This window comes from Ammoniphilus soli, assembly GCF_040813775.1.
On record NZ_JBEGDL010000040.1, the window covers coordinates 1 to 18,413 of the forward strand.

Below are 18,413 nucleotides of genomic sequence, written 5' to 3' on the forward strand. Positions count from 1 at the left end.
AGTATGAGCAAATTATTTGGTGTTTAAGTATGGTTCGATGAAACCAGATTTTGTATTGTTATTATTTAAAATCGAATTAAAGAAAAAAGAGCCGATTTTTCTTTTCCTGTCTAGGATGATCGGCTTTTTCTGTAACTTTGTGAAGGAATATACTTAAACTAACCTGCCCGTTAACAAACATTTCAAAAAACTAATAACAAAAACCCTTGCACTTGGCAAGGGCAATGGTTTTTGGTTCATACTTTCAACCCGAAAAGATGAATTTACAAGAAAATAATAAGCAAAAAAAACGAGCGATTACCTTCTTTGTAAATTTTACATCCCCTTGGTCTCAAGAAAATAACGCAATAAATTTAGTGATACGGTTTTCCGGTAAACGGCCGTTGAGCGCTGATCATCGATGGGTTTTATGATGCGATCAAAATCAGCAACCACCCCATCCATAACCTTGTCATTTAACGGAAAAGCTTCTCCCATTAATTTTTGTTTAATAGCCTTGGAACGTACAATGGTGGGCCCCACAGCACCAAATGCAAATCGTATCGCCAATCCTACCTTCGTCCACACGCATCGAACCTGCAAACGATATTTTCGCTATTGCATCCGCTCTTCGGTTCGCCACTTTTTCAAAAACAAAAGACGTACCATCCTCGTGCACATTTGGCAAAATGATTTCTGTGACGATTTCATCTTTTAATCGATTCACTTTTCTTGGTCCTAAGATGAAATCGTTAATATCAGCTACCCTTTCCCCTTTCCAGGATCTCAACCGAATTTTCGTGTTATAGATATATAACAAAGGCAAAGTATCTCCTGCAGGGGATGCGTTGCATATATTCCCGCCAAGCGTTCCTCGATTTCGAATGGCCGGCGCGGCAATTTCCTTATGGCTTTCTTTAGTATTTTCGGGATGAGGGGGTGTTCCAGCAATTCGCTATAGGAACAGCAAGCGCCGATATGAATGTCCTGGTTTTTCTTATCAATCTGCTTGAGTTCCTTTAAATGATCGATAAAAACAAGGGGTTTATCAAACTTGGCAGGAGCCCCTCTCGGACTTTTATGCTGCACCATCAGATCCGTGCCACCCGCCATAATTTGGCAGTCTTCTTTGCTTAGTTGAGAAATCGTTTCTTCCAAACTCGCCAATCGATAGGATGAAATAGTTTGCCTTACCATATGCCTTCACCCTTTTTCGCGGCTAAGTCAATCGCATCCACAATCATGTTATAGCCCGTACAACGGCACAAATTTCCTGAGATCCCATCACGAATCTCTTCTTCTGTCGGATGAGGATTTTTGGAAAGTAAGGCTGCACTGGCCATCACCATTCCCGGTATGCAAAAACGCATTGCACGCCACCAGCTTCAGAATAGCATTCGCTTAGAATTTGAAATGGTTCCGTCTTACTAAATCCATCAATGGTAATAATATCTGTTCCTTCTATAGCGCCGATCGGGATGAGACAGCTATTTTGCACAAATATTGCTGTTTAACGCCTTTCCAATAGGAACAGTAAGGGGTACATTTTCTCGTTCTTTTCATGTATTGCGAATCCTTGCTGTTGCTTCTCCAACGATTCGGACCTTTGCGTTGTTATTTTCTTCTAGTTCGTAGAATACTTTTTATTTGCAAATGGGACAAAAAAGAAAAAACAGACTTGATAAATCCCATCAAATCCAACAGTGAATGAGGAGAGCGGGGCTTCTTACCGTTCGAAGAGGAAGATCCCCCCCGGGTCGTCCCCCCCTCCGCCTTTATTAATTAATTAACCCACAATATTCCTGCAATTTTATCGATAAGCCGCCATGCCCAAACCTTTGGAAACTATTCCTATCCAGAAAGCGAAGAATAGTCTCGCGGCGTTCTACAATTCCCTTCCATCCCTGCTCATAAAACCAGGTATCAATGGTATTATAAACTCCCCGGTTAATCCCATATTGTGATTCGCATAAGCGAATGAATGATAAGTCCGGTAATTGGACGTCGATTTTTGGTCGTGTTTTCATATAGCTCCCTCCATTAAAAGAGGGCTGTTCAAAGAAGGATCCGTTTTATCTAATCGCTGCTTCACCCATTCAACATCCCTGTTAATCTGCGATACCAGCTCTTCCAAACCGGAAAAAGACATTTCCTCTCTTACAAAAAAGCAAACCTCTACATGAAGGCTTTCGCCATAGATCATTTCATCAAAGTCAAAGATGTGCACCTCATAGTGGACTTGGTTTTTTTCCTGTTGGATCGTCGGTCTTACACCCACGTTCATAATCCCTATATATGGCTTTTCATTGTAAAGCACCTTTACTCCGTACACCCCGTGTAACAGATCAAGCTTTTTTAAGCCAATATCAAGATTAGCCGTAGGAAAACCTATTTTCCGGCCGATCTGATTTCCGTAAATCACCTTTCCCTCTAATGTGCCAAACTTATCATACTTTCGCATTTCCACCACATCACTTAATTTTAGAATCGGAATCTTGTTTTCTTCTGCTATCCTTTGAATCTCGGTTTCGGATGCTTCTCTGCCCTCTTGATTTAATATCTCGCAAATATAGCCTACGGGAATGGACGAAGTCTTGTAGGTAAGATCAAGCACCGCTTCCACGATATCGATCCTCTGCAGTACCCCGTTGTTCTTCCCAACCATAGGGAATAGATGACCTGGTTTTCGAAAGTCCTCCGGCCGGGAATCCTCATCTGCCATCGCTCGGATCGTATCTGCCCGTTCAAAGGCCGAAATTCCTGTCGTATTCGTTTTATAGTCTACGGAAACAGCGAAAGGCTTTACATTCGGATCTTGGGAAGCAAAAGCCATGAGTGGAAGCTCCAATTTCTTTGCTTTGTCTTCCCTGATACAGACGGAAACCAATCCTTTTGCGATTTTCGTCATGAGATTGACCTTTTGGGGAGTAACGTGTTTGGCACCCCCTACCAGAACGCCGCTCCCTGTTTTGATATTGTCAAAAAGAATAATGAGTTCCCCATTTTCGAGGCTCTGAAGTCCCTGTTCAACACTGTTGGTGATCATACTTCCCTCCCCCTTTGCAGCTAATTTATTTTAATGCCCGTTGCATGTATACGACTTCATCGGCAAGCTGCTTAACCCGTTCCACAACTTCCGGGTCAACCAATTCATTTTGTTTATTGAAATGATCATTATGTGCATAGACATAACCTGGGGCAACGAAGGCCCGAAAATATCCTGCAATCGGTTTCAATTGATTTTCTACGACAAGATAATGTTGGTAGGTTCCTCCTGTTGCAATAAACCCCATGACTTTATTGCGAAACACAGGAGGTGGAACCAAATCAAACAAATTCTTAAGAGCACCTGGAATGGAGCCTTGGAAAATTGGAGTCCCAATGACATAACCATCAGCTGAGGAAACCATATCAATGACTTTTTTTGTATCCCCGGTATAGTCAGATGGGTTCCTGCCGTCACAAAACTGGACATTGTATTTTTTCAAATCTAGTAATTCTACTTCAATATTTGGGTGCGCTGCGCGAATGTTTTCTAAAACGTTATTAACTAATACCAATGTTTTGGAGCCGGTAATGGTCCCAGAGATCCCTAATATTTTCATGTTTAATCTCCCCTTCTAACTAATAAGTTGGAAAACCAAGACTAGGATTTACCTTTTAAATTTTATAATAGCAAAATCCATGCCAATTCTTAACTCTAATAGGTATACGGAAACATCAGTCTATTTGTCTTAATTTTGAATCACTCGCGTTTAAGATCTGAAACATGATACCTCAAAAAAAAGAAGCAGGGATCTGCTTCTCAACTCTTTATCTTAGACAGCTATATTTTCAGATTCTTCCACTACTGATGATGCTTTCTTCCTGTTTGACTTGTCCGGATTGACCATGATCAGAAATAGAATGCTAAAAATGGCTCCAAGCGCTACAAAAATTAATATAGAGTAATTATAACCAAGTACAATATCGTTGCCTGCCTTCTGTACCAAACTACCGGTGACTAGAGGTCCAATCACCCCTGCCATCGTTACGCATCCTGTATAAATCCCAATCATGAAAGTACTACGTTCCGGGACTAATCTACTGACGATATGCGGTCCTAGGGAAAGAACGGTTCCGAAAAGTCCCTTTCCTACACAAATGACAAAAACGATCCAAACCATGTAAGGCACTACAGTGATGGAATAGAAAAGGGCAGCACCTACCAATATAGATACTCCAACTACTATGACATGGGATTTTTTGTAACTCAAGCTTCTTTTGTGTATAGAATCGGAGAGCATGGCGATGCAAATCGTAACCAACCCTGCACCCAAACCGATTAAAGCGGAAATGTATCCCATCTGTGTCGAAGAAACCTTTACAGCTTTTAGCAGATAGGAAGGCATCCAAACCTGAATCCAAGTAAGAAGCCAATAAGCTGTAAAGGCTACAAATATAGTGAGAATAAAGGTACGAGAGAATAAGGCCGAAGAAATCTCTGAAAATTTTACTTTCGGTTTTGCAAGCGAAGTTTTCTTCATTATATTTTCTTCCACTCTATTCTCTGGATATTCCTTCCCTAACCATACCCAAAAGATGAGCCAGACAAGACTTAGAATACCCAGCGAAGCAAAAGCGATTTTCCAGTTATAGTGTTCAATCATATACACTAATACAGGCGCGCTAATAAGAGACCCAACAGGACCGCCAAAATTTAAAATAGAAGTAGCCATCCCCCTCGATTCAGGGGCAAACCATTTGTATAAATGAGTGAGAACGACCGCAAAAAAAGGACCTTCAAAAACACCCAATAAGATCCGATAAGCGATAAGCATAGGCAAACTATTTATAGCAAAAGCACCTAACTGTAAAATCGACCAGGTTAATGCCATAAAAGAAAGCATTTTCTTCGTCCCAAATCGTTCGGCCAGCGAACTGCCAAAGATGCTTGAAATAATAAAAGACCAAAAGAAACTGCTTCCCACCAATCCCCATTGTAGAGGCGTAATGCCAAATTCTTTTGAAATGGAAACAGCCGCATAGCCTGCAACAGATTTATCCGCATAATTTATGGTAAACAGTAAAAATAAAAAACCTAAAGTAATCCAACGCATCGTTTTAAATCCTCTCTAAAATTGCCACTGTCCAGCCATTCCATTTGACCATCTCAAGGAAGGCTGCCAGTGGCACATGATGTTTAGGTGCCATGACTATAGGAAAGTGGCCCCTATTTCACGGCTTCCGCTTCAGCTAATTTTCTCCATAACGTACTTCTGCTTATCCCCAATAATTTCGCTGCATCTTTTTTATTCCCGTTTGTCTTTTGCAAGGCTCCTTTAATCGTATTGATCTCAACTTCTTTGATAATATCTTGATACGTATCATGATCTTTAAACCGATTGATAATGAGGAAATTATTGTCCTCTAGCGTCTCGATTAAGTTATTTAGAATATCTTGTTTGGTTATATTTAACGGGGATTCTAAATAAGCAAATAACCTCTCCAAGTTATTTTCTAATTCCCTTATATTTCCTTCCCATGAATGTTCCTCTAACAATTCGGTGATTTCCGTTATACACGTTTCGATCATCTTCATAAATTCCGGGTACTTGCGTGCCGTATAGGATAAGACCAGATCTTCCAAGTCCTCTTTGCGCTCAGCTAAAGAGGGCAAAATCAGATTTAGAACGCTAAGGCGGTAATATAAATCTAAACGGAACCCGCCTTGTTTTACTTGTTCCAACAGATTGACATTCGTAGCAGCTATGATTCTTACATCTATCGGTATGGATGTAGCGCTCCCTACTCTCCTTACCACTTTTTCTTGGAGAATCCGCAATAGCTTGGATTGCATACTTAATGGAAGTTCTCCCAATTCATCCAAAAATACCGTTCCTTTATGAGCAAGCTCGAATAGACCCGGCTTGCCCCCCTTTATGGCCCCGGTAAAAGCGCCTTCAGTATATCCGAAAAACTCCGATTCCATTAAGTTTTCCGGAATGGCCGCGCAATTGATAGCAATAAAGGGTTCTTTAGACCGTAAACTTGCATTATGAATACTTTGGGCAAACAGCTCTTTACCCGTTCCGGATTCACCTATGATCAGGACATTCGCATCCGTTTTAGCGAACTTTTTAGCCTTATTGATAGTCTTTCGTATGATCCCACTCTTGCCGACAATATCTTCAAATTCATAAATGGCCGTATTGGAGTCATCATACAGTTTTTTCCTTATTTTTTTCTCGTGTTTCTGAATTTCCGCCGCATCGGAGATAATGATGACCGAGCCATCGTGATTCCCTTTGACATGAATGGGAAAAGAGTTTAAATATAGAGTTTTATTTCGGTACTCTACCAGCTTGTCTTTCAAATATTGATTGCTGTCATCATATTTTGAAAACCAATCTAGCTCTTCAATTTCCTTAATACTGGCTCCCCTTAAATCCCTATATTTCTGAAGTTCCAGCAACTCTACTGCCTTAGGATTGATTTGGAGTATTCTGCCGGTAACATTTAAACTGATAACGCCTTCATTAAAATGATCTAATATATATTCTTGCCTTTTATTGTTGCTTTGCTCCTCAAAACGAGCAGATAGTACATTAAATGCAATATCTACAGCCAACTTTATACTTTCTTTGCTATACCAAATAAATCCTTTCATGCCTTTGTTCATAGCTTTTGAAACAATTAAGCCGGAACCTATGACAATGCTTTGCTTTTTTACTGCCAGTTCGTTGATTAACGCATCAGCCGATTCCCCATCGTGATAAGAATGCTGATGAATCTTAATATTAAATACTCTTTCTAGGTCTGCTGAATGTTCTTTTAAGTATATCTCTTGATAATTTATAATATTTACTTCTTTCCCCACGCTAGCAGCTTGGGTGAGGGCATTCAGAAAGTCAATGGTTTGAACTCGCAAAGGAATTAAGTGGCCGCGAACATTTATTTTCTTAAAAACCTCATAGATCGCTGCACCACAAATTAACACATCATCATTCTGAATATAGGTGGGATTTTTCAGGATGTCTATTGACTCTAGCCTTTGAACGACCAGTTCCTGAAAATTGGCTTTTCTTATTTTTATCTCTTCTTCCACATATTGATCCAAAGGTGAAAACCCCGTTACAAAAAGCTTCATAGACACCCTCCTTTACCGCAGCACCTTAGACCTTATTATTAATTAGCTCAACCAATCTTTTACGTTCTCGACCATCATGATATGAATCTCTTCTTCCGTAACCCCTTGGGATAATAGTGTTGGAATGACTTTGTCTAATAGGAAGGTCATCGACCAATCAGGCAGTTTAGCTTTTTTATGACTCTCTGGCTTGTGCAGGTCGGTCGTACAGCAATAGTCTTGAGACAAAAACATGCGATTCACATAGCCCCTTTCAAGCAACGCTCGAAGGGTTTCATTTCTTTTTTCAGTAGATATGACCGTAGTAATTCCATAACGATCCATTCCGATATAGACGCCTTTATCGAGCACTCTCTCCAAATAGTCCAAATTATCCGTATCCCCGCAGTGTCCGATTAATACTTTACTCAGATCCACCCCTTCTTCTTCAAAAATTTGAATCTGCAATAAGCCATTCTCTTTTGCAGGAACCGAATGAGTCATGATCGGGACGCCCGTACGACGATGGGCTCGAGCGACAGCTCTGATGACTTTTTCTACATGGGGAGTCACTCCTTGAACATCGGTCGCACATTTTAAAAAGCCTGCTTTGATATCGCTGTTTTGAACGCCTACTTCGATGTCTCTCACAAACTGATCCGCCATGAATTCGATATCATTGGCCATAAATCGAGTTGGCAAGTAGTGGAAAGTGAAGATCCCGGTTGCAGCAATAACTTGAACACCGGAATCTTCTGAAACCCTTTTCATAAATCGAACATCTCGATCCAACCCCATGACACTCGGGTCAAAGATCGTTTGAATACCCCTGTCATGAACGGCAACGACCTGGTCCATAGCTAAACGATATTCCTCATCGGCATCGTATAAATGCGGAAATTGAACGGCCACAGCCTCAGCTCTCGTTCTCAAATGCTCATGAATCAGCGTTTTTCCTAATTGGCCCACTTCGATCGGCCCTGTAACAGATTGGATAAGCTTCATGTTTTTCCTCCAAAAGACTCTATTTTACATAGTTTGGCAAGAATAAGGCAATTTCCGGAAACACATACAATAAACCTATTAAACTAAGGATAGGGACCATAAATATCATAGCACCTTTAAAAATAGATTTAAGATCCAATTCCTCGACAACGCCTTTTAGAACAAAACAATTCATTCCAACCGGCGGGGAAATGAGCGCCATCTCTACCAAGAGGGTAATGATGACCCCAAACCAAATCAAATCAAATCCGAGCTGTTGTACAATAGGTAAGATCAGAGGCATCGTTACGACAATCATAGCCAATGTATCCATGATAGCCCCTAAAATTAAATACATGACGACGATTAATAGAAAAATCATCGTTGGTGATAAGTCTTTACTAAATAAAAAATCAGCCAGTAGATTTGGGATCCTCGTAATCGTTAAGACAAAATTTAATAAGAAGGCTCCCATGACAATAGCAAATATAAATCCTGTCGTCCTTACTGTACCTAACATGGCTTCAGAAAAAGTAGAAAAAGTTAACTTCCTTCTAACCAGTGCAATAGCTAGCGCTCCTAATGCCCCAAAACCAGCCGCTTCGGTAGCTGTAAATAATCCAATATAAAGACCGCCCATAACAAACATAAATAATAGGATAATCCATATATTCGCTTTTAATGACTGAAATTTTTCCCTCCAAGACACCTGATGATCAAATTGCCCAGCCACTAATTCTGGCTTAATTAAGATACTAATATAAATAGTAGCCATAAAGAAAAGGGTCAGTAAAATCCCTGGAACGATCCCTGCCATGAGCAGCTTACCAATCGACTGTTCTGTAATCATGCCATAGATAATAAACATGTTGCTGGGTGGAATGAGAATGCCTAACGTTCCTCCGGCGACAATCGCACCCCCCGTCAAACTTTTTGCGTACCCAGCCTTAAGCATTTCTTTGGAAGAAGCCACACCAATGGTACCCGTTGTCGCCAAGCTAGAACCGGAAGAAGCCGCAAACATAGCCGAAGCACCAATCGCTGCTATTCCTAAGCCGCCCTTAAGCCGGCCAAACCAATTTTTAAAGGCTGTAAATAATTCATTGCTGATATCAGAATAATACAAGAATTGCCCCATTAATACAAATAGGGGAATCGTGCTAAATGTGTAACTATAGCTGTGCTCCCAAATAATACTCTCGATAGCTGCAAATAACGCTTTTTCACCTTTTAGTGCAAAAATTCCTAGGCAAGCTGGAATCGCCATTGAAACAGCGATAGGAATTCTTAAAAACATCAGTACGAAAACGGCTATGAGAACGATGATCCCAATAGTCATACTCAAAGAATATACCTCCCACTAAAAAGTAATATTTTTTTTCATTACTCAATCATGGCCATCTTTTCAACTTTGACCTCTTCTTCATTGCGGGGATCCACTGTGCTTCTTCCTAATAAAAGAAAAATATTTTGAAATATCTGTCTTATGGACTCTAATCCCCATCCTACAAAACCGATAATCAATAGGATTTCGAAAAAGAAGAAAGGCACCTTAAGCAAGATCGAGGTTTGGTTAAAATCCATTTTGGTCAAAAAAACATAAGCAACCAAAAAGGCAAATCCTGTTTTCAATATGGCTGCTACGAAATCAATTAAGTATTGTAATTTTAGCGGGAAATGGTCAACAATAATGCCTATAGATATATGACCCTTCTCCGAGTCCGTATAGGCTAAAGCCCCTACAATTAAGGAAACCATAGCTAATTGCACCAACTCTATATCTCCAACAATGGGGAATCCCAATCCCCTGGCCGTCGCGCAAATAAATACAAAAACCATCATGATAATTAAGGAAGAAAAAGCTAGCCATTTGTTTAATTGGGTAAACTTTGTAATGAAATTAGATATCATCATTTTCCCAACACCTCCAAATCTAGTACTGGTCATTTTTAACCCAGGTTCTGATTGAGTAAAAAGTGAATCATGGGGCTCCATTTCTCATGCACTAGAAGCCCCATGCTGTGATTATTCCGGAAGGATAACTCCTTCCTCTTTTAGTAGACCAGTATAGTAATCCATCATTTCTTGACCTGGATAACCTTTTTGGTTTGCTTTTTCCACCCATTTTTCCATCAGTTGTTTGGCAGGTGCTTTAAACGCTTTCAGTTCTTCTTCCGTAGGTGTCGTTACTTCTCCCCCTTTCGCCTTAACCGTTTCCGTAAAGGCAGCGATGGAATCGTTTGAACTTTCTGAATAAAACTTGGTGATCATACTGCCGTAGGCCGGTCCGAATTTATCAGCAAACATTTTCTGAATATCTTCAGGCAAACTCTCTAAAAAGTCTGTATTCACCATAAACATTAAAGTCGTAGCTCCTATATTTAGTTTAGTCATATGAGGAGCCACCTCGTCAAGCTTATAACCGTTAGCACCAACTGCAGTGTAAGCAACGCCGTCAACGATTCCTCTCTCGATCGATTCATATAATTCTGTATTACTTAGGGAAACCGGGACAGACCCCAGATCTTTAAATAATTCGATTCTTTCGATCGAACCCGTATCCGCAATTTTTACATTTTTGATATCTTCTGCTGTACGAATATGTTTTTTGCTATACAGTTGGTAGGCATCCGTGGATGATATGGACATAAACGATCCTTCTACAAAGGTGTCTGTCATATACTTATTTACAAATTTGGTTAATACATTTTCTGCAACGGTTGGACTTTCAATGAGAAATGGCAGATCGCCAATGGTCAATGGGAAGAGATCTGTATCCACATGTCGTCCAGGAGATACTAACCCCGCTTCATACAAACCGGATTTGATATCCTCGTAAGCAGAAGACAAATTACCCAAAGCTGCACTTGGATGAACATTGACCTGAACCACGCCGTTAGTTTCTTTTTCAACCATTTCCGCCCAAGGTTCAGCCACATTTTTTGTAAAAGGATGTACAGGTCCAGCAGATACATTCAGATTTAATTCATAGACCTTCCCGGGGTCTCCCCCTTTAGCCGAACTTTCAGCAGAAGAATCATTTGAAGCACTTTCATTTGAAGAACAACCGGCTAACAACACAATAGAAAATAGAGCAGATAGAAGAATCTTTTTGGATTTCATAATTAATCCCCCTTAATAGTGTGTAACCGTTTTTATTTCACTAAATTGGCATTTTCAACAAAATGGGGCATTACTTTCTCAGCAAAGAGTTCCATGGACTTTAGGACTTGTTTTTGTGGTTGGCCGCCAATATTCATCCATAGAATGATATTATTTAGACCGGTTTCTTTTTTATACTTTTTAATATCTTCGATGACTTTTTCCGGGGATCCCACTAATGTATTCTCCGACTTCAAAAAGCGGTCGTAATCGACATTCCGTTCCCGATTCATCACTCCAAATGTAGGACGATTATCACGTTCACCCATATACCATTCGAGACCTTGCTTGTATTCATTTTGGGCTTGCTCCGTCGTCTCGGCTACATAGCAGAACAGCAACTTGCCGGATCTGGCTACAGCATTGCTCACATATTCTTCGGATAACCCTGATTCCAAGGCTGTCTTTTTATATAAGGAAATTTTATGATTGGTATCCTCATTGGTGATTCCACCGAGTACAAAGGAGTGACCTTGCTTGGCTGCATTAATCATCGAAGCATCGTTGCCTGATACCATAACAAAGATAGGAGGTCCTGATGGTTGAACCGGTCTAGGATAAACTGGAATATCTTTGATATCAAAAAACTTTCCGGAATACGTCACTCTTTCATTTTTTAATGCCGTTGTCAAAATATCTAAGGACTCTAAATATCTTCCATGACGCTCTTCAAAATCAATATTGTAGGCTTCAAATTCTAAAGGATCATATCCTTTGCCAACACCCAAATATAATCTCCCATTGCTGATGATATCTACTAATGCCATATCTTCTGCTACTTGCAATGGATGATGCAAGGGCAAACGGGATACCGCCGAACCTAGCATAATATGAGAAGTTTGAGCTGCCGCGGCTGCTAAGTATACGGATGTGGAGCTGACAACGCCATAGGCGCGGGCATTATGTTCTGCTATCCAAGCGGAGTGAAATCCCAATTTATCTGCTAATTTAATTTGCTCTAAGCCATCTCGCAACTCTTCTGCGTCTGTTTTCCAAGGAGCTACTGAATTCAAGAAAAACAACCCAAACGTCATATCTTTTCCTAAAATCGCCATTCCGCCAAACACTCCGTTTCCTTATAAATTCATTTCACTATTTAAATAGAAGCAAGATTCATACCAAAAATCAAAATTCCTATAATCATCAAAAGAATAGACCGAGTGATAACCACAAACACGTGATAATCCCGACTCTTTTTAAAAAAATATAATTTATCATACTATATCTTTACTTTGCTATCAAAATAATTTGTCGCAATAGTGAATCATCTGTGTTTCAATTTTGAACTATTGATCTAATTGACCCTATCCCATATAAACTCCGCCGTTAATTTCCATCACTTCACCCGTCATGTACCTAGACTCATTGGCAGCCAAGTACACAGCCGCATGTGCAATATCGATTGGTTCCCCTACGAAACCGATGACCAATTCTTCACGGAACCGCCGAACGAATTCCGCGTTTTCATCATGTAACTTCTTCATCCTTTCGCCGCTTACGATGCTACCTGGGGCAATGGCGTTCACACGGATCCCATATTGGCCCACGTCATAGGCAAGCTTGCGAGTGAACGACGCAATTCCTCCCTTTGATGCCGCATAGGCGGCATTGACTGTTTTCATCCCTTTGTTGGCCGTCACGGACGACAGATTGATGATACTTCCACGTTTGTTTTCTTTCATGACAGCCACAGCCGCTTGCGAAACAAGAAATGTCCCCTTCATATTGACGCCCATCACAAGATCCCAATCTTCTTCCGTCAATTCTTCAAATGAAAGAGGAGTGCCGAATCCCCCGCCTGCGTTGTTCACGGCAACCGTTAAGGAGCCGAACGTCGTTACCGTGTGGGCCACCATGCTGAACACGTCCTCCCTTTTACTGACACTGCCGCTGTAGTAAGTGACTTGCTCGCTCCCGAAGAGTTTAGCCAGTGTTTCTGCGGATTGCTTCAACAAAGTTTCATTCACGTCGTTTAAGCAAACTTTTGCTCCTTCCCGAAGAAAAGTTTCCGCAATGGTAAAGCCAATCCCGCCCGCGGACCCGGTAATAAGCGCAATTTCCCCAGTTAATCTGTCCATGATCAATACCACCCTTCCATTTTGAGCTAGTAAAGTTGAACGGACATCGTTTTTATATGGAGATAATCCTCCATTCCATGATGCCCTCCTTCTCGCCCCATCCCACTTTCTTTGATTCCTCCAAAGGGAGATTGCACTGAAAATGGGGAAGGATCGTTAATACCCAGCATGCCATACTCTAATGCCTCTCCAACCCTATACATACGAGATAAATCCTTGGTGTAAAAATACGCTGCCAATCCATATTCCGTATGGTTCGCTTTCTTAATGACTTCCTCCTCAGACTTAAACTTCATTAAGGGCGCTACCGGACCAAATGTCTCTTCATAGGTAATGACCATACTTTCATCGACTTCGGCTAGAACGGTAGGTTCATAAAAAGAACCTTGGACAAAAGCACCTTCCTGTATTCTTCGTCCCCCACATAACACACGGGCTCCTTTGGATGCGGCATCTTGAACATGCTTATCCGCTTTTTCAACAGCAGACTGATTGACCAACGGGCCGATTTGAACATCATCAGATATACCGTCACCGATCTTCAGCTCTTTCGCTTTTTCTGCAAATTTAGTAGCAAATTCTTCATAGACCGATTCATGAATATACAACCGGTTCGCACAAATACACTGCTGTCCCGCTGACGTAAATTTACTGCGTAAAGCCCCTTCTACAGCTAAATCGATATCGGCATCCTCAAACACAATGAACGGGGCGTGGCCGCCTAGCTCCATGGAGACTCGTTTCAGTGTATCGGCGGATTGCTTCACTAACTCTTTTCCAACCTGGGTTGATCCTGTAAACGATACTTTTTTAACCACTTTACTCTCCATGATCGGAGTGACGATTTCCGATGCCCCTCCGATCACAAGATTGACAACCCCCTTGGGAATTCCCACTTCATCCAAAATTTTGACTAATTCTACGGATGATAAAGGAGCTTCTCTGGATGGTCTTAAAATCACCGTGCAACCGACAGCTAAAGCCGGTCCTAATTTTCTTGCCGCCATAGAAAGAGGAAAATTCCATGGGGTAATCGCTGCCACGACACCCACCGGTTGTTTGATGACCGAAACTCTTTTATTCTTGGCTGCCGGAATAATCTCTCCGTAAACCCTTCTTGCTTCTTCTGCATACCACCTAAAGAAACCAATGGTACTGTCGACTTCCGTCCTAGCATTCGTGATCGGTTTACCCATTTCTTGCGTGATGATTTGAGCCAAATGTTCTTTCTTTTCCATTAATTTACCAACTACTTTTTGAAGATAATCAGCTCTTGTGTCTGCAGAAAGATTTGACCATGCAGGAAACGCTCGATCTGCAGCCTCGATCGCATGCCTGGTTTCGTTTTCTCCGACAAGTGGAACGACTCCAACGAGCTTTCCATTGGCAGGGTTAAATACTTTCAACTCCTTGTTCGAGTGAATCCATTCTCCATTGATATACATAGTAGATTCCCTTCCTGTTAAAATTTCTGGGTTGCCCTATTCACCCTCACGCTTCTCAGCAAGAAGGGCTTTTAAGATAGGGACTCCAACATAGAATGTGTTGACCCCTTGTGCACTCGTCAGTTTGAAGACCTCCATGATCTCCTCAAAGGTCGCACCGTACTTTAGCGCATTTCGGATATGAACTCGGATCCCTGCACCAAACAAATGGGTGGTTGAACTATCGATAGCAATATAGATGAACTCTTTTAATTTAGGACTTATAATATCGCTCTCCCAGGGATTGGTGAGATATTCATAATAGCTTTCAAAGAAATGCTCATCATTATCCAAGAGAACATCTCGAAACGAACCCCAATATCCCATCTTATGGATAAACTTTTCCTTCAACTTCTGTTGTTTGCTATTCAAGTTTAGTTCGGTCGACTGATCGCTATAAGTTTCGTATTCTTCCATCAGAAGTGGGATCCCTACCGCACAAGTGTGCATGCCTAAAACGCTGACTAGTTTTAAGACCTCAAGAATTTCCCTCTCTGTGGCACCATGAGTCATGGCGTTTTTCATGTGGATTTTCAACGTTTCCTCGCACAGATTGGTAGGCGAGGAGCTTAAAGCCACATGGATGAGTTCTCTGGATTTTGCGTCAATCACATTATTTTTATAGGGAGAGGACACTAATCTTTGATAGATTTTGAAAAATTCGCTATCCTCTTCACACAAATACTTCAGGGTTGAATTCCAATATCCCAGTTCTTCCTTATGGGAGTCAGCAAGCATTTGGGGATGGGTGCTCTTGTTCATGTCTACACTCCTCCAGGCGATCCCGATACATAGATAATCTGGCCGGTTACATAATCCGACTTAGCGGATGCCAAGAATTCAATCACATTCGCTACATCTTCCGGCTTTCCCACTCTTGGAATCGGATTTTTGGCTAGGAACGATTTCTTGAAGGAATCAAAATCAGTAATACCCCTTTGGCTTGCACTCGCTTCAGATACCTTGCTCATCTCAGTTTCTATGTACCCCGGTGCCACCGCATTGACGAAAATACCGGAATGCCCGAGTTCCATCGCCAAGGCTCTGGTCATTCCCTGTATCCCCGCTTTGGCCGAAGCATAATTGACTCTCGCTATGGCACCTAAGGCAGCCAGGGAGGAAACCATAACCATTTTCCCATACTTTTGGCGCTTCATATACGGAGTAACCGCCTTACAACAGTTAAAGCTGCCTTTAAGATTGACATCGATGACTTTATCCCAGTCTTCTTCCGTCATTTCCTCAATGAAATGATCTTGAAGAACGCCTGCATTATTAACTAAAATATCAATCCCATGAAAGGTTTCCTCCACGTATTGGACGGCTTTTTCTACATCGCCCAGATTACGAACATCAACGGAAATCGCTAGAATACGATCTTCATCACCGGGGAATTTCCTTCTCACACCATCCGCCGTGACATCAAATATGGCTACGTTAGCTCCTTGATCAAGCAATTGCCTGACTGTCGCTTCGCCAATTCCTCTTGCTCCTCCAGTTACAATGGCCGTCTTCCCTTCAAAGAGTTTCATGGCCTACTTACACCTCTTGTTCGTTAAACCACCGGATAGCGCCTTTCAAACCTAATTCATCAATCTTATTTCTCACCAACTTGATGCCGTCAGTCGTATGGATAATGGCATCCTGCTCAGGTCCGAACATGACGCCCGTCCTAAAACCTTGCATTTCCATGATTCGATTATGGGCTTGCTTCTTTAGCTTCAAGATATCCAGCGGGGTTTTGGCTATTCCGCGTGCGATCTCGAGCGTTTTCTCCTCTAATTCATCTGCTTTAAAGCATTTAGCAGCAAATCCATATTCTGTGGCTTCTTTCCCGCTAATTCTGCTTCCCGCCGTTAAATCCAATAATTTCGCTCTTTGGTATCCCACATGCCATCCCCAATAGATCCCTACAAACCCTCCTCCAAGAGGCAATGAAGGGAAACCAAATTCTGCATCTTCCGAAGTAATCACAAAGTCACATGACGCTAGCAACTGCGTTCCTCCTGCCAAAGCATATCCATGCACTTGCGCAATGATGGGCTTTGGAAATTCCCATACTCTTAACCATCTTCTTGTAAACTCTTCTAATCGATCCCGATCTTGCGTAACCGTAGGATGTGCGTATTTGCCAATATCATATCCTACACTGAAAGCGCGCCCATTCCCTTTTAAAATGACGACACTTACCTCATCATCTTTTTCAATATCCGTTAAGGCCCCATCAAGCTCTTTAAACAGCTGATTATTCAAGGCATTTAATTTTTCGGGACGGTTCAAAATGACATAGGCGATCCGACCCTTCTTTTCTACTAACACGCATTGTTCTTCCATGTTTCATCCTCCTCGCTTAGGTTTAGTTAAAATTCAAGTCGCCTTTTAGTAAACTCTTGGCAATAGTGCGTCGATGAATTTCAGAGGTTCCATCTGGGATTCGCAGCAATCTTGCCATCCGATAGCCCGCTTCTAATTTCAGTTCATTCGAAAGACCCATTCCTCCATGAATCTGCATCGCTTTATCGTACACACGTCCCATCATTTCCGTACAGTAAGCTTTGACCATGGAAATCTCTTTCACAGGTTGCTTTTTCGTATTTTCAATCTTCCAGGCACAATGCAGAGCCATATTTCGAGCTGCATAGATATCCATGGCACATTCTGCCAACATATTTTGGATCGTATCGTATTCCGCGATTTTCTTGCCGAACGTCTTGCGAATATTGGCATAGTCCACGGCTTGTTTTAAAGCCCACTGGGCGGATCCGATACATTTTCCGCTCATTCCGAGACGTCCATTATTAATTCCGTTCATCGCCTTGGTAAATCCATTATCTAATTCCCCGATAATGTTCTCTTCCGGCACTCTTAAATTATCGAGACTAATAATTCCCGCATCTCCCCCGATTTCCCCCATGACAGGAATAACGGAATCCACATTGAAGCCCTTACTCTTGGTATCCACGAAGAAGCAGGTAATGCCGCCTTTTCTTTGCGATTGCAGTTCTGGATTCGTCACGGCAAATAGCATGCAATAATCGGCATAAGGGGCGTTGGTAATCCATTGCTTCGTGCCATTGATGACCCATTCGTTTCCTTCTTTAACGGCTTTCGTTTTAATTCCCCATACATCGGATCCTGCGTCCGGTTCTGTTAAACCGAAACAAAGCGTCTTCTCTCCCGTTGCAATTCCCTCCAAATATTGATCTTTCAGTTCTTGCCTTAATCCATTCAACACAGAAGTTAATCCATTCGTAAAAGGGGAAGGAATGACGACGGCTTCGATCAGCTTGCGATTGGCATAGTGCTTGCCGATGGCCTCCTGAATTAATAGGGAAGTGATCGGCCCAAGCTCCTCTCCTCCTAATTCCTTCGCTCCAAACATGGTGTAAAAGCCGGCTTTGGCCGATTCCATCCGGACGATTTTTCTTAATTCCTCTACCATGGGATGGCGTCTTCCATTTTCCAGATAATAATTTCTTTCATTGTAAAGAAGCTCGGCGTTTTCCTCCTCCAATGGGATGACTACCTTATCGATAAATTGTCTCAAAGCACCAATGATTTCTACTGTTTCTTCAGATGGATTAAAATTCATCATTCGTTCCTCCGCTAGATTGAATT

The 18,413-nt window shown here is 41.6% G+C and carries 19 protein-coding genes and 1 pseudogene; all 20 read right to left on the minus strand.

All coding sequences use genetic code 11. The annotated features are described in order from the left end of the window. Nucleotides 1-315 precede the first annotated feature (315 nt). A complete protein-coding gene (locus tag ABLT31_RS33100) occupies nucleotides 316-522 on the minus strand; it encodes a hypothetical protein (protein WP_367759764.1) in 207 nt (68 codons plus the stop codon). Beyond that, the gene (locus ABLT31_RS33105) at nucleotides 488-706 is read right to left on the minus strand and encodes a hypothetical protein (protein WP_367759845.1); all 219 of its coding nucleotides are present in this window, start codon (nucleotides 704-706) and stop codon (nucleotides 488-490) included. The genes ABLT31_RS33100 and ABLT31_RS33105 overlap by 35 nt, the downstream gene beginning before the upstream one ends. Before the next feature lie 12 nt (nucleotides 707-718). After that, nucleotides 719-1,176 (minus strand): annotated as a pseudogene (locus ABLT31_RS33110) (FAD binding domain-containing protein); the annotation flags it as partial. Beyond that, the gene (locus ABLT31_RS33115; RefSeq protein WP_367759766.1) at nucleotides 1,170-1,349 is read right to left on the minus strand and encodes a (2Fe-2S)-binding protein; all 180 of its coding nucleotides are present in this window, start codon (nucleotides 1,347-1,349) and stop codon (nucleotides 1,170-1,172) included. The pseudogene ABLT31_RS33110 and the gene ABLT31_RS33115, both read right to left, overlap by 7 nt. Nucleotides 1,350-1,757: 408 nt before the next feature. Beyond that, the gene (locus tag ABLT31_RS33120) at nucleotides 1,758-2,006 is read right to left on the minus strand and encodes a hypothetical protein (protein WP_367759768.1); all 249 of its coding nucleotides are present in this window, start codon (nucleotides 2,004-2,006) and stop codon (nucleotides 1,758-1,760) included. Further along, nucleotides 2,003-3,025 carry a 3,4-dihydroxy-2-butanone-4-phosphate synthase gene (locus tag ABLT31_RS33125; protein WP_367759770.1) on the minus strand — a complete coding sequence of 341 codons (1,023 nt, stop codon included), beginning with the start codon at nucleotides 3,023-3,025 and terminating at the stop codon, nucleotides 2,003-2,005. The genes ABLT31_RS33120 and ABLT31_RS33125 overlap by 4 nt, the downstream gene beginning before the upstream one ends. A gap of 25 nt (nucleotides 3,026-3,050) precedes the next feature. Further along, nucleotides 3,051-3,584, minus strand: coding sequence for an NADPH-dependent FMN reductase (locus ABLT31_RS33130; RefSeq protein ID WP_367759772.1), 534 nt, complete (start codon nucleotides 3,582-3,584; stop codon nucleotides 3,051-3,053). A gap of 213 nt (nucleotides 3,585-3,797) precedes the next feature. Then, on the minus strand, nucleotides 3,798-5,078 hold the full coding sequence (locus ABLT31_RS33135; protein ID WP_367759774.1) for an MFS transporter: 1,281 nt from the start codon (nucleotides 5,076-5,078) through the stop codon (nucleotides 3,798-3,800). 113 nt (nucleotides 5,079-5,191) lie between these two features. Further along, the gene (locus tag ABLT31_RS33140) at nucleotides 5,192-7,108 is read right to left on the minus strand and encodes a sigma 54-interacting transcriptional regulator (protein WP_367759776.1); all 1,917 of its coding nucleotides are present in this window, start codon (nucleotides 7,106-7,108) and stop codon (nucleotides 5,192-5,194) included. Nucleotides 7,109-7,150: 42 nt separating this feature from the next. After that, on the minus strand, nucleotides 7,151-8,092 hold the full coding sequence (locus tag ABLT31_RS33145; RefSeq protein WP_367759778.1) for a phosphotriesterase family protein: 942 nt from the start codon (nucleotides 8,090-8,092) through the stop codon (nucleotides 7,151-7,153). 19 nt (nucleotides 8,093-8,111) lie between these two features. Then, on the minus strand, nucleotides 8,112-9,410 hold the full coding sequence (locus tag ABLT31_RS33150; RefSeq protein ID WP_367759840.1) for a TRAP transporter large permease: 1,299 nt from the start codon (nucleotides 9,408-9,410) through the stop codon (nucleotides 8,112-8,114). 44 nt (nucleotides 9,411-9,454) lie between these two features. After that, the gene (locus ABLT31_RS33155) at nucleotides 9,455-9,985 is read right to left on the minus strand and encodes a TRAP transporter small permease (protein WP_367759780.1); all 531 of its coding nucleotides are present in this window, start codon (nucleotides 9,983-9,985) and stop codon (nucleotides 9,455-9,457) included. A 111-nt stretch (nucleotides 9,986-10,096) separates the two neighbouring features. Then, nucleotides 10,097-11,194, minus strand: a complete 1,098-nt coding sequence (locus ABLT31_RS33160; protein ID WP_367759782.1) for a TRAP transporter substrate-binding protein — start codon at nucleotides 11,192-11,194, stop codon at nucleotides 10,097-10,099. Nucleotides 11,195-11,226: 32 nt separating this feature from the next. Next, nucleotides 11,227-12,288, minus strand: a complete 1,062-nt coding sequence (locus tag ABLT31_RS33165) for an LLM class flavin-dependent oxidoreductase (protein ID WP_367759783.1) — start codon at nucleotides 12,286-12,288, stop codon at nucleotides 11,227-11,229. A gap of 249 nt (nucleotides 12,289-12,537) precedes the next feature. Beyond that, nucleotides 12,538-13,311, minus strand: coding sequence for an SDR family NAD(P)-dependent oxidoreductase (locus ABLT31_RS33170; RefSeq protein ID WP_367759785.1), 774 nt, complete (start codon nucleotides 13,309-13,311; stop codon nucleotides 12,538-12,540). Between the two features lie 26 nt (nucleotides 13,312-13,337). Then, complete coding sequence (locus ABLT31_RS33175; protein ID WP_367759787.1) at nucleotides 13,338-14,756, minus strand: NAD-dependent succinate-semialdehyde dehydrogenase; 1,419 nt, start codon at nucleotides 14,754-14,756, stop codon at nucleotides 13,338-13,340. A 36-nt stretch (nucleotides 14,757-14,792) separates the two neighbouring features. After that, nucleotides 14,793-15,557, minus strand: a complete 765-nt coding sequence (locus tag ABLT31_RS33180) for a carboxymuconolactone decarboxylase family protein (protein WP_367759789.1) — start codon at nucleotides 15,555-15,557, stop codon at nucleotides 14,793-14,795. A 2-nt stretch (nucleotides 15,558-15,559) separates the two neighbouring features. Next, nucleotides 15,560-16,327 (minus strand): SDR family NAD(P)-dependent oxidoreductase, encoded by a 768-nt coding sequence (locus tag ABLT31_RS33185; RefSeq protein ID WP_367759791.1) that lies wholly within the window; start codon nucleotides 16,325-16,327, stop codon nucleotides 15,560-15,562. Nucleotides 16,328-16,334: 7 nt separating this feature from the next. Continuing rightward, nucleotides 16,335-17,129 (minus strand): enoyl-CoA hydratase-related protein, encoded by a 795-nt coding sequence (locus ABLT31_RS33190; RefSeq protein ID WP_367759793.1) that lies wholly within the window; start codon nucleotides 17,127-17,129, stop codon nucleotides 16,335-16,337. A gap of 22 nt (nucleotides 17,130-17,151) precedes the next feature. Beyond that, nucleotides 17,152-18,387: an acyl-CoA dehydrogenase family protein gene (locus tag ABLT31_RS33195; protein WP_367759795.1), complete on the minus strand. Its 1,236-nt coding sequence runs from the start codon at nucleotides 18,385-18,387 to the stop codon at nucleotides 17,152-17,154. Nucleotides 18,388-18,413: the final 26 nt, after the last annotated feature.

Coding starts and splice junctions, on each gene's coding strand:
- ABLT31_RS33115 (WP_367759766.1), bottom strand. CDS start 1,349: ATGCGTTTTTGCATACCGGGAATGGTGATGGCCAGTGCAGCCTTACTT.
- ABLT31_RS33120 (WP_367759768.1), bottom strand. CDS start 2,006: ATGAAAACACGACCAAAAATCGACGTCCAATTACCGGACTTATCATTC.
- ABLT31_RS33125 (WP_367759770.1), bottom strand. CDS start 3,025: ATGATCACCAACAGTGTTGAACAGGGACTTCAGAGCCTCGAAAATGGG.
- ABLT31_RS33130 (WP_367759772.1), bottom strand. CDS start 3,584: ATGAAAATATTAGGGATCTCTGGGACCATTACCGGCTCCAAAACATTG.
- ABLT31_RS33135 (WP_367759774.1), bottom strand. CDS start 5,078: ATGCGTTGGATTACTTTAGGTTTTTTATTTTTACTGTTTACCATAAAT.
- ABLT31_RS33140 (WP_367759776.1), bottom strand. CDS start 7,108: ATGAAGCTTTTTGTAACGGGGTTTTCACCTTTGGATCAATATGTGGAA.
- ABLT31_RS33145 (WP_367759778.1), bottom strand. CDS start 8,092: ATGAAGCTTATCCAATCTGTTACAGGGCCGATCGAAGTGGGCCAATTA.
- ABLT31_RS33150 (WP_367759840.1), bottom strand. CDS start 9,410: ATGACTATTGGGATCATCGTTCTCATAGCCGTTTTCGTACTGATGTTT.
- ABLT31_RS33155 (WP_367759780.1), bottom strand. CDS start 9,985: ATGATGATATCTAATTTCATTACAAAGTTTACCCAATTAAACAAATGG.
- ABLT31_RS33160 (WP_367759782.1), bottom strand. CDS start 11,194: ATGAAATCCAAAAAGATTCTTCTATCTGCTCTATTTTCTATTGTGTTG.
- ABLT31_RS33165 (WP_367759783.1), bottom strand. CDS start 12,288: ATGGCGATTTTAGGAAAAGATATGACGTTTGGGTTGTTTTTCTTGAAT.
- ABLT31_RS33170 (WP_367759785.1), bottom strand. CDS start 13,311: ATGGACAGATTAACTGGGGAAATTGCGCTTATTACCGGGTCCGCGGGC.
- ABLT31_RS33175 (WP_367759787.1), bottom strand. CDS start 14,756: ATGTATATCAATGGAGAATGGATTCACTCGAACAAGGAGTTGAAAGTA.
- ABLT31_RS33180 (WP_367759789.1), bottom strand. CDS start 15,557: ATGAACAAGAGCACCCATCCCCAAATGCTTGCTGACTCCCATAAGGAA.
- ABLT31_RS33185 (WP_367759791.1), bottom strand. CDS start 16,327: ATGAAACTCTTTGAAGGGAAGACGGCCATTGTAACTGGAGGAGCAAGA.
- ABLT31_RS33190 (WP_367759793.1), bottom strand. CDS start 17,129: ATGGAAGAACAATGCGTGTTAGTAGAAAAGAAGGGTCGGATCGCCTAT.
- ABLT31_RS33195 (WP_367759795.1), bottom strand. CDS start 18,387: ATGAATTTTAATCCATCTGAAGAAACAGTAGAAATCATTGGTGCTTTG.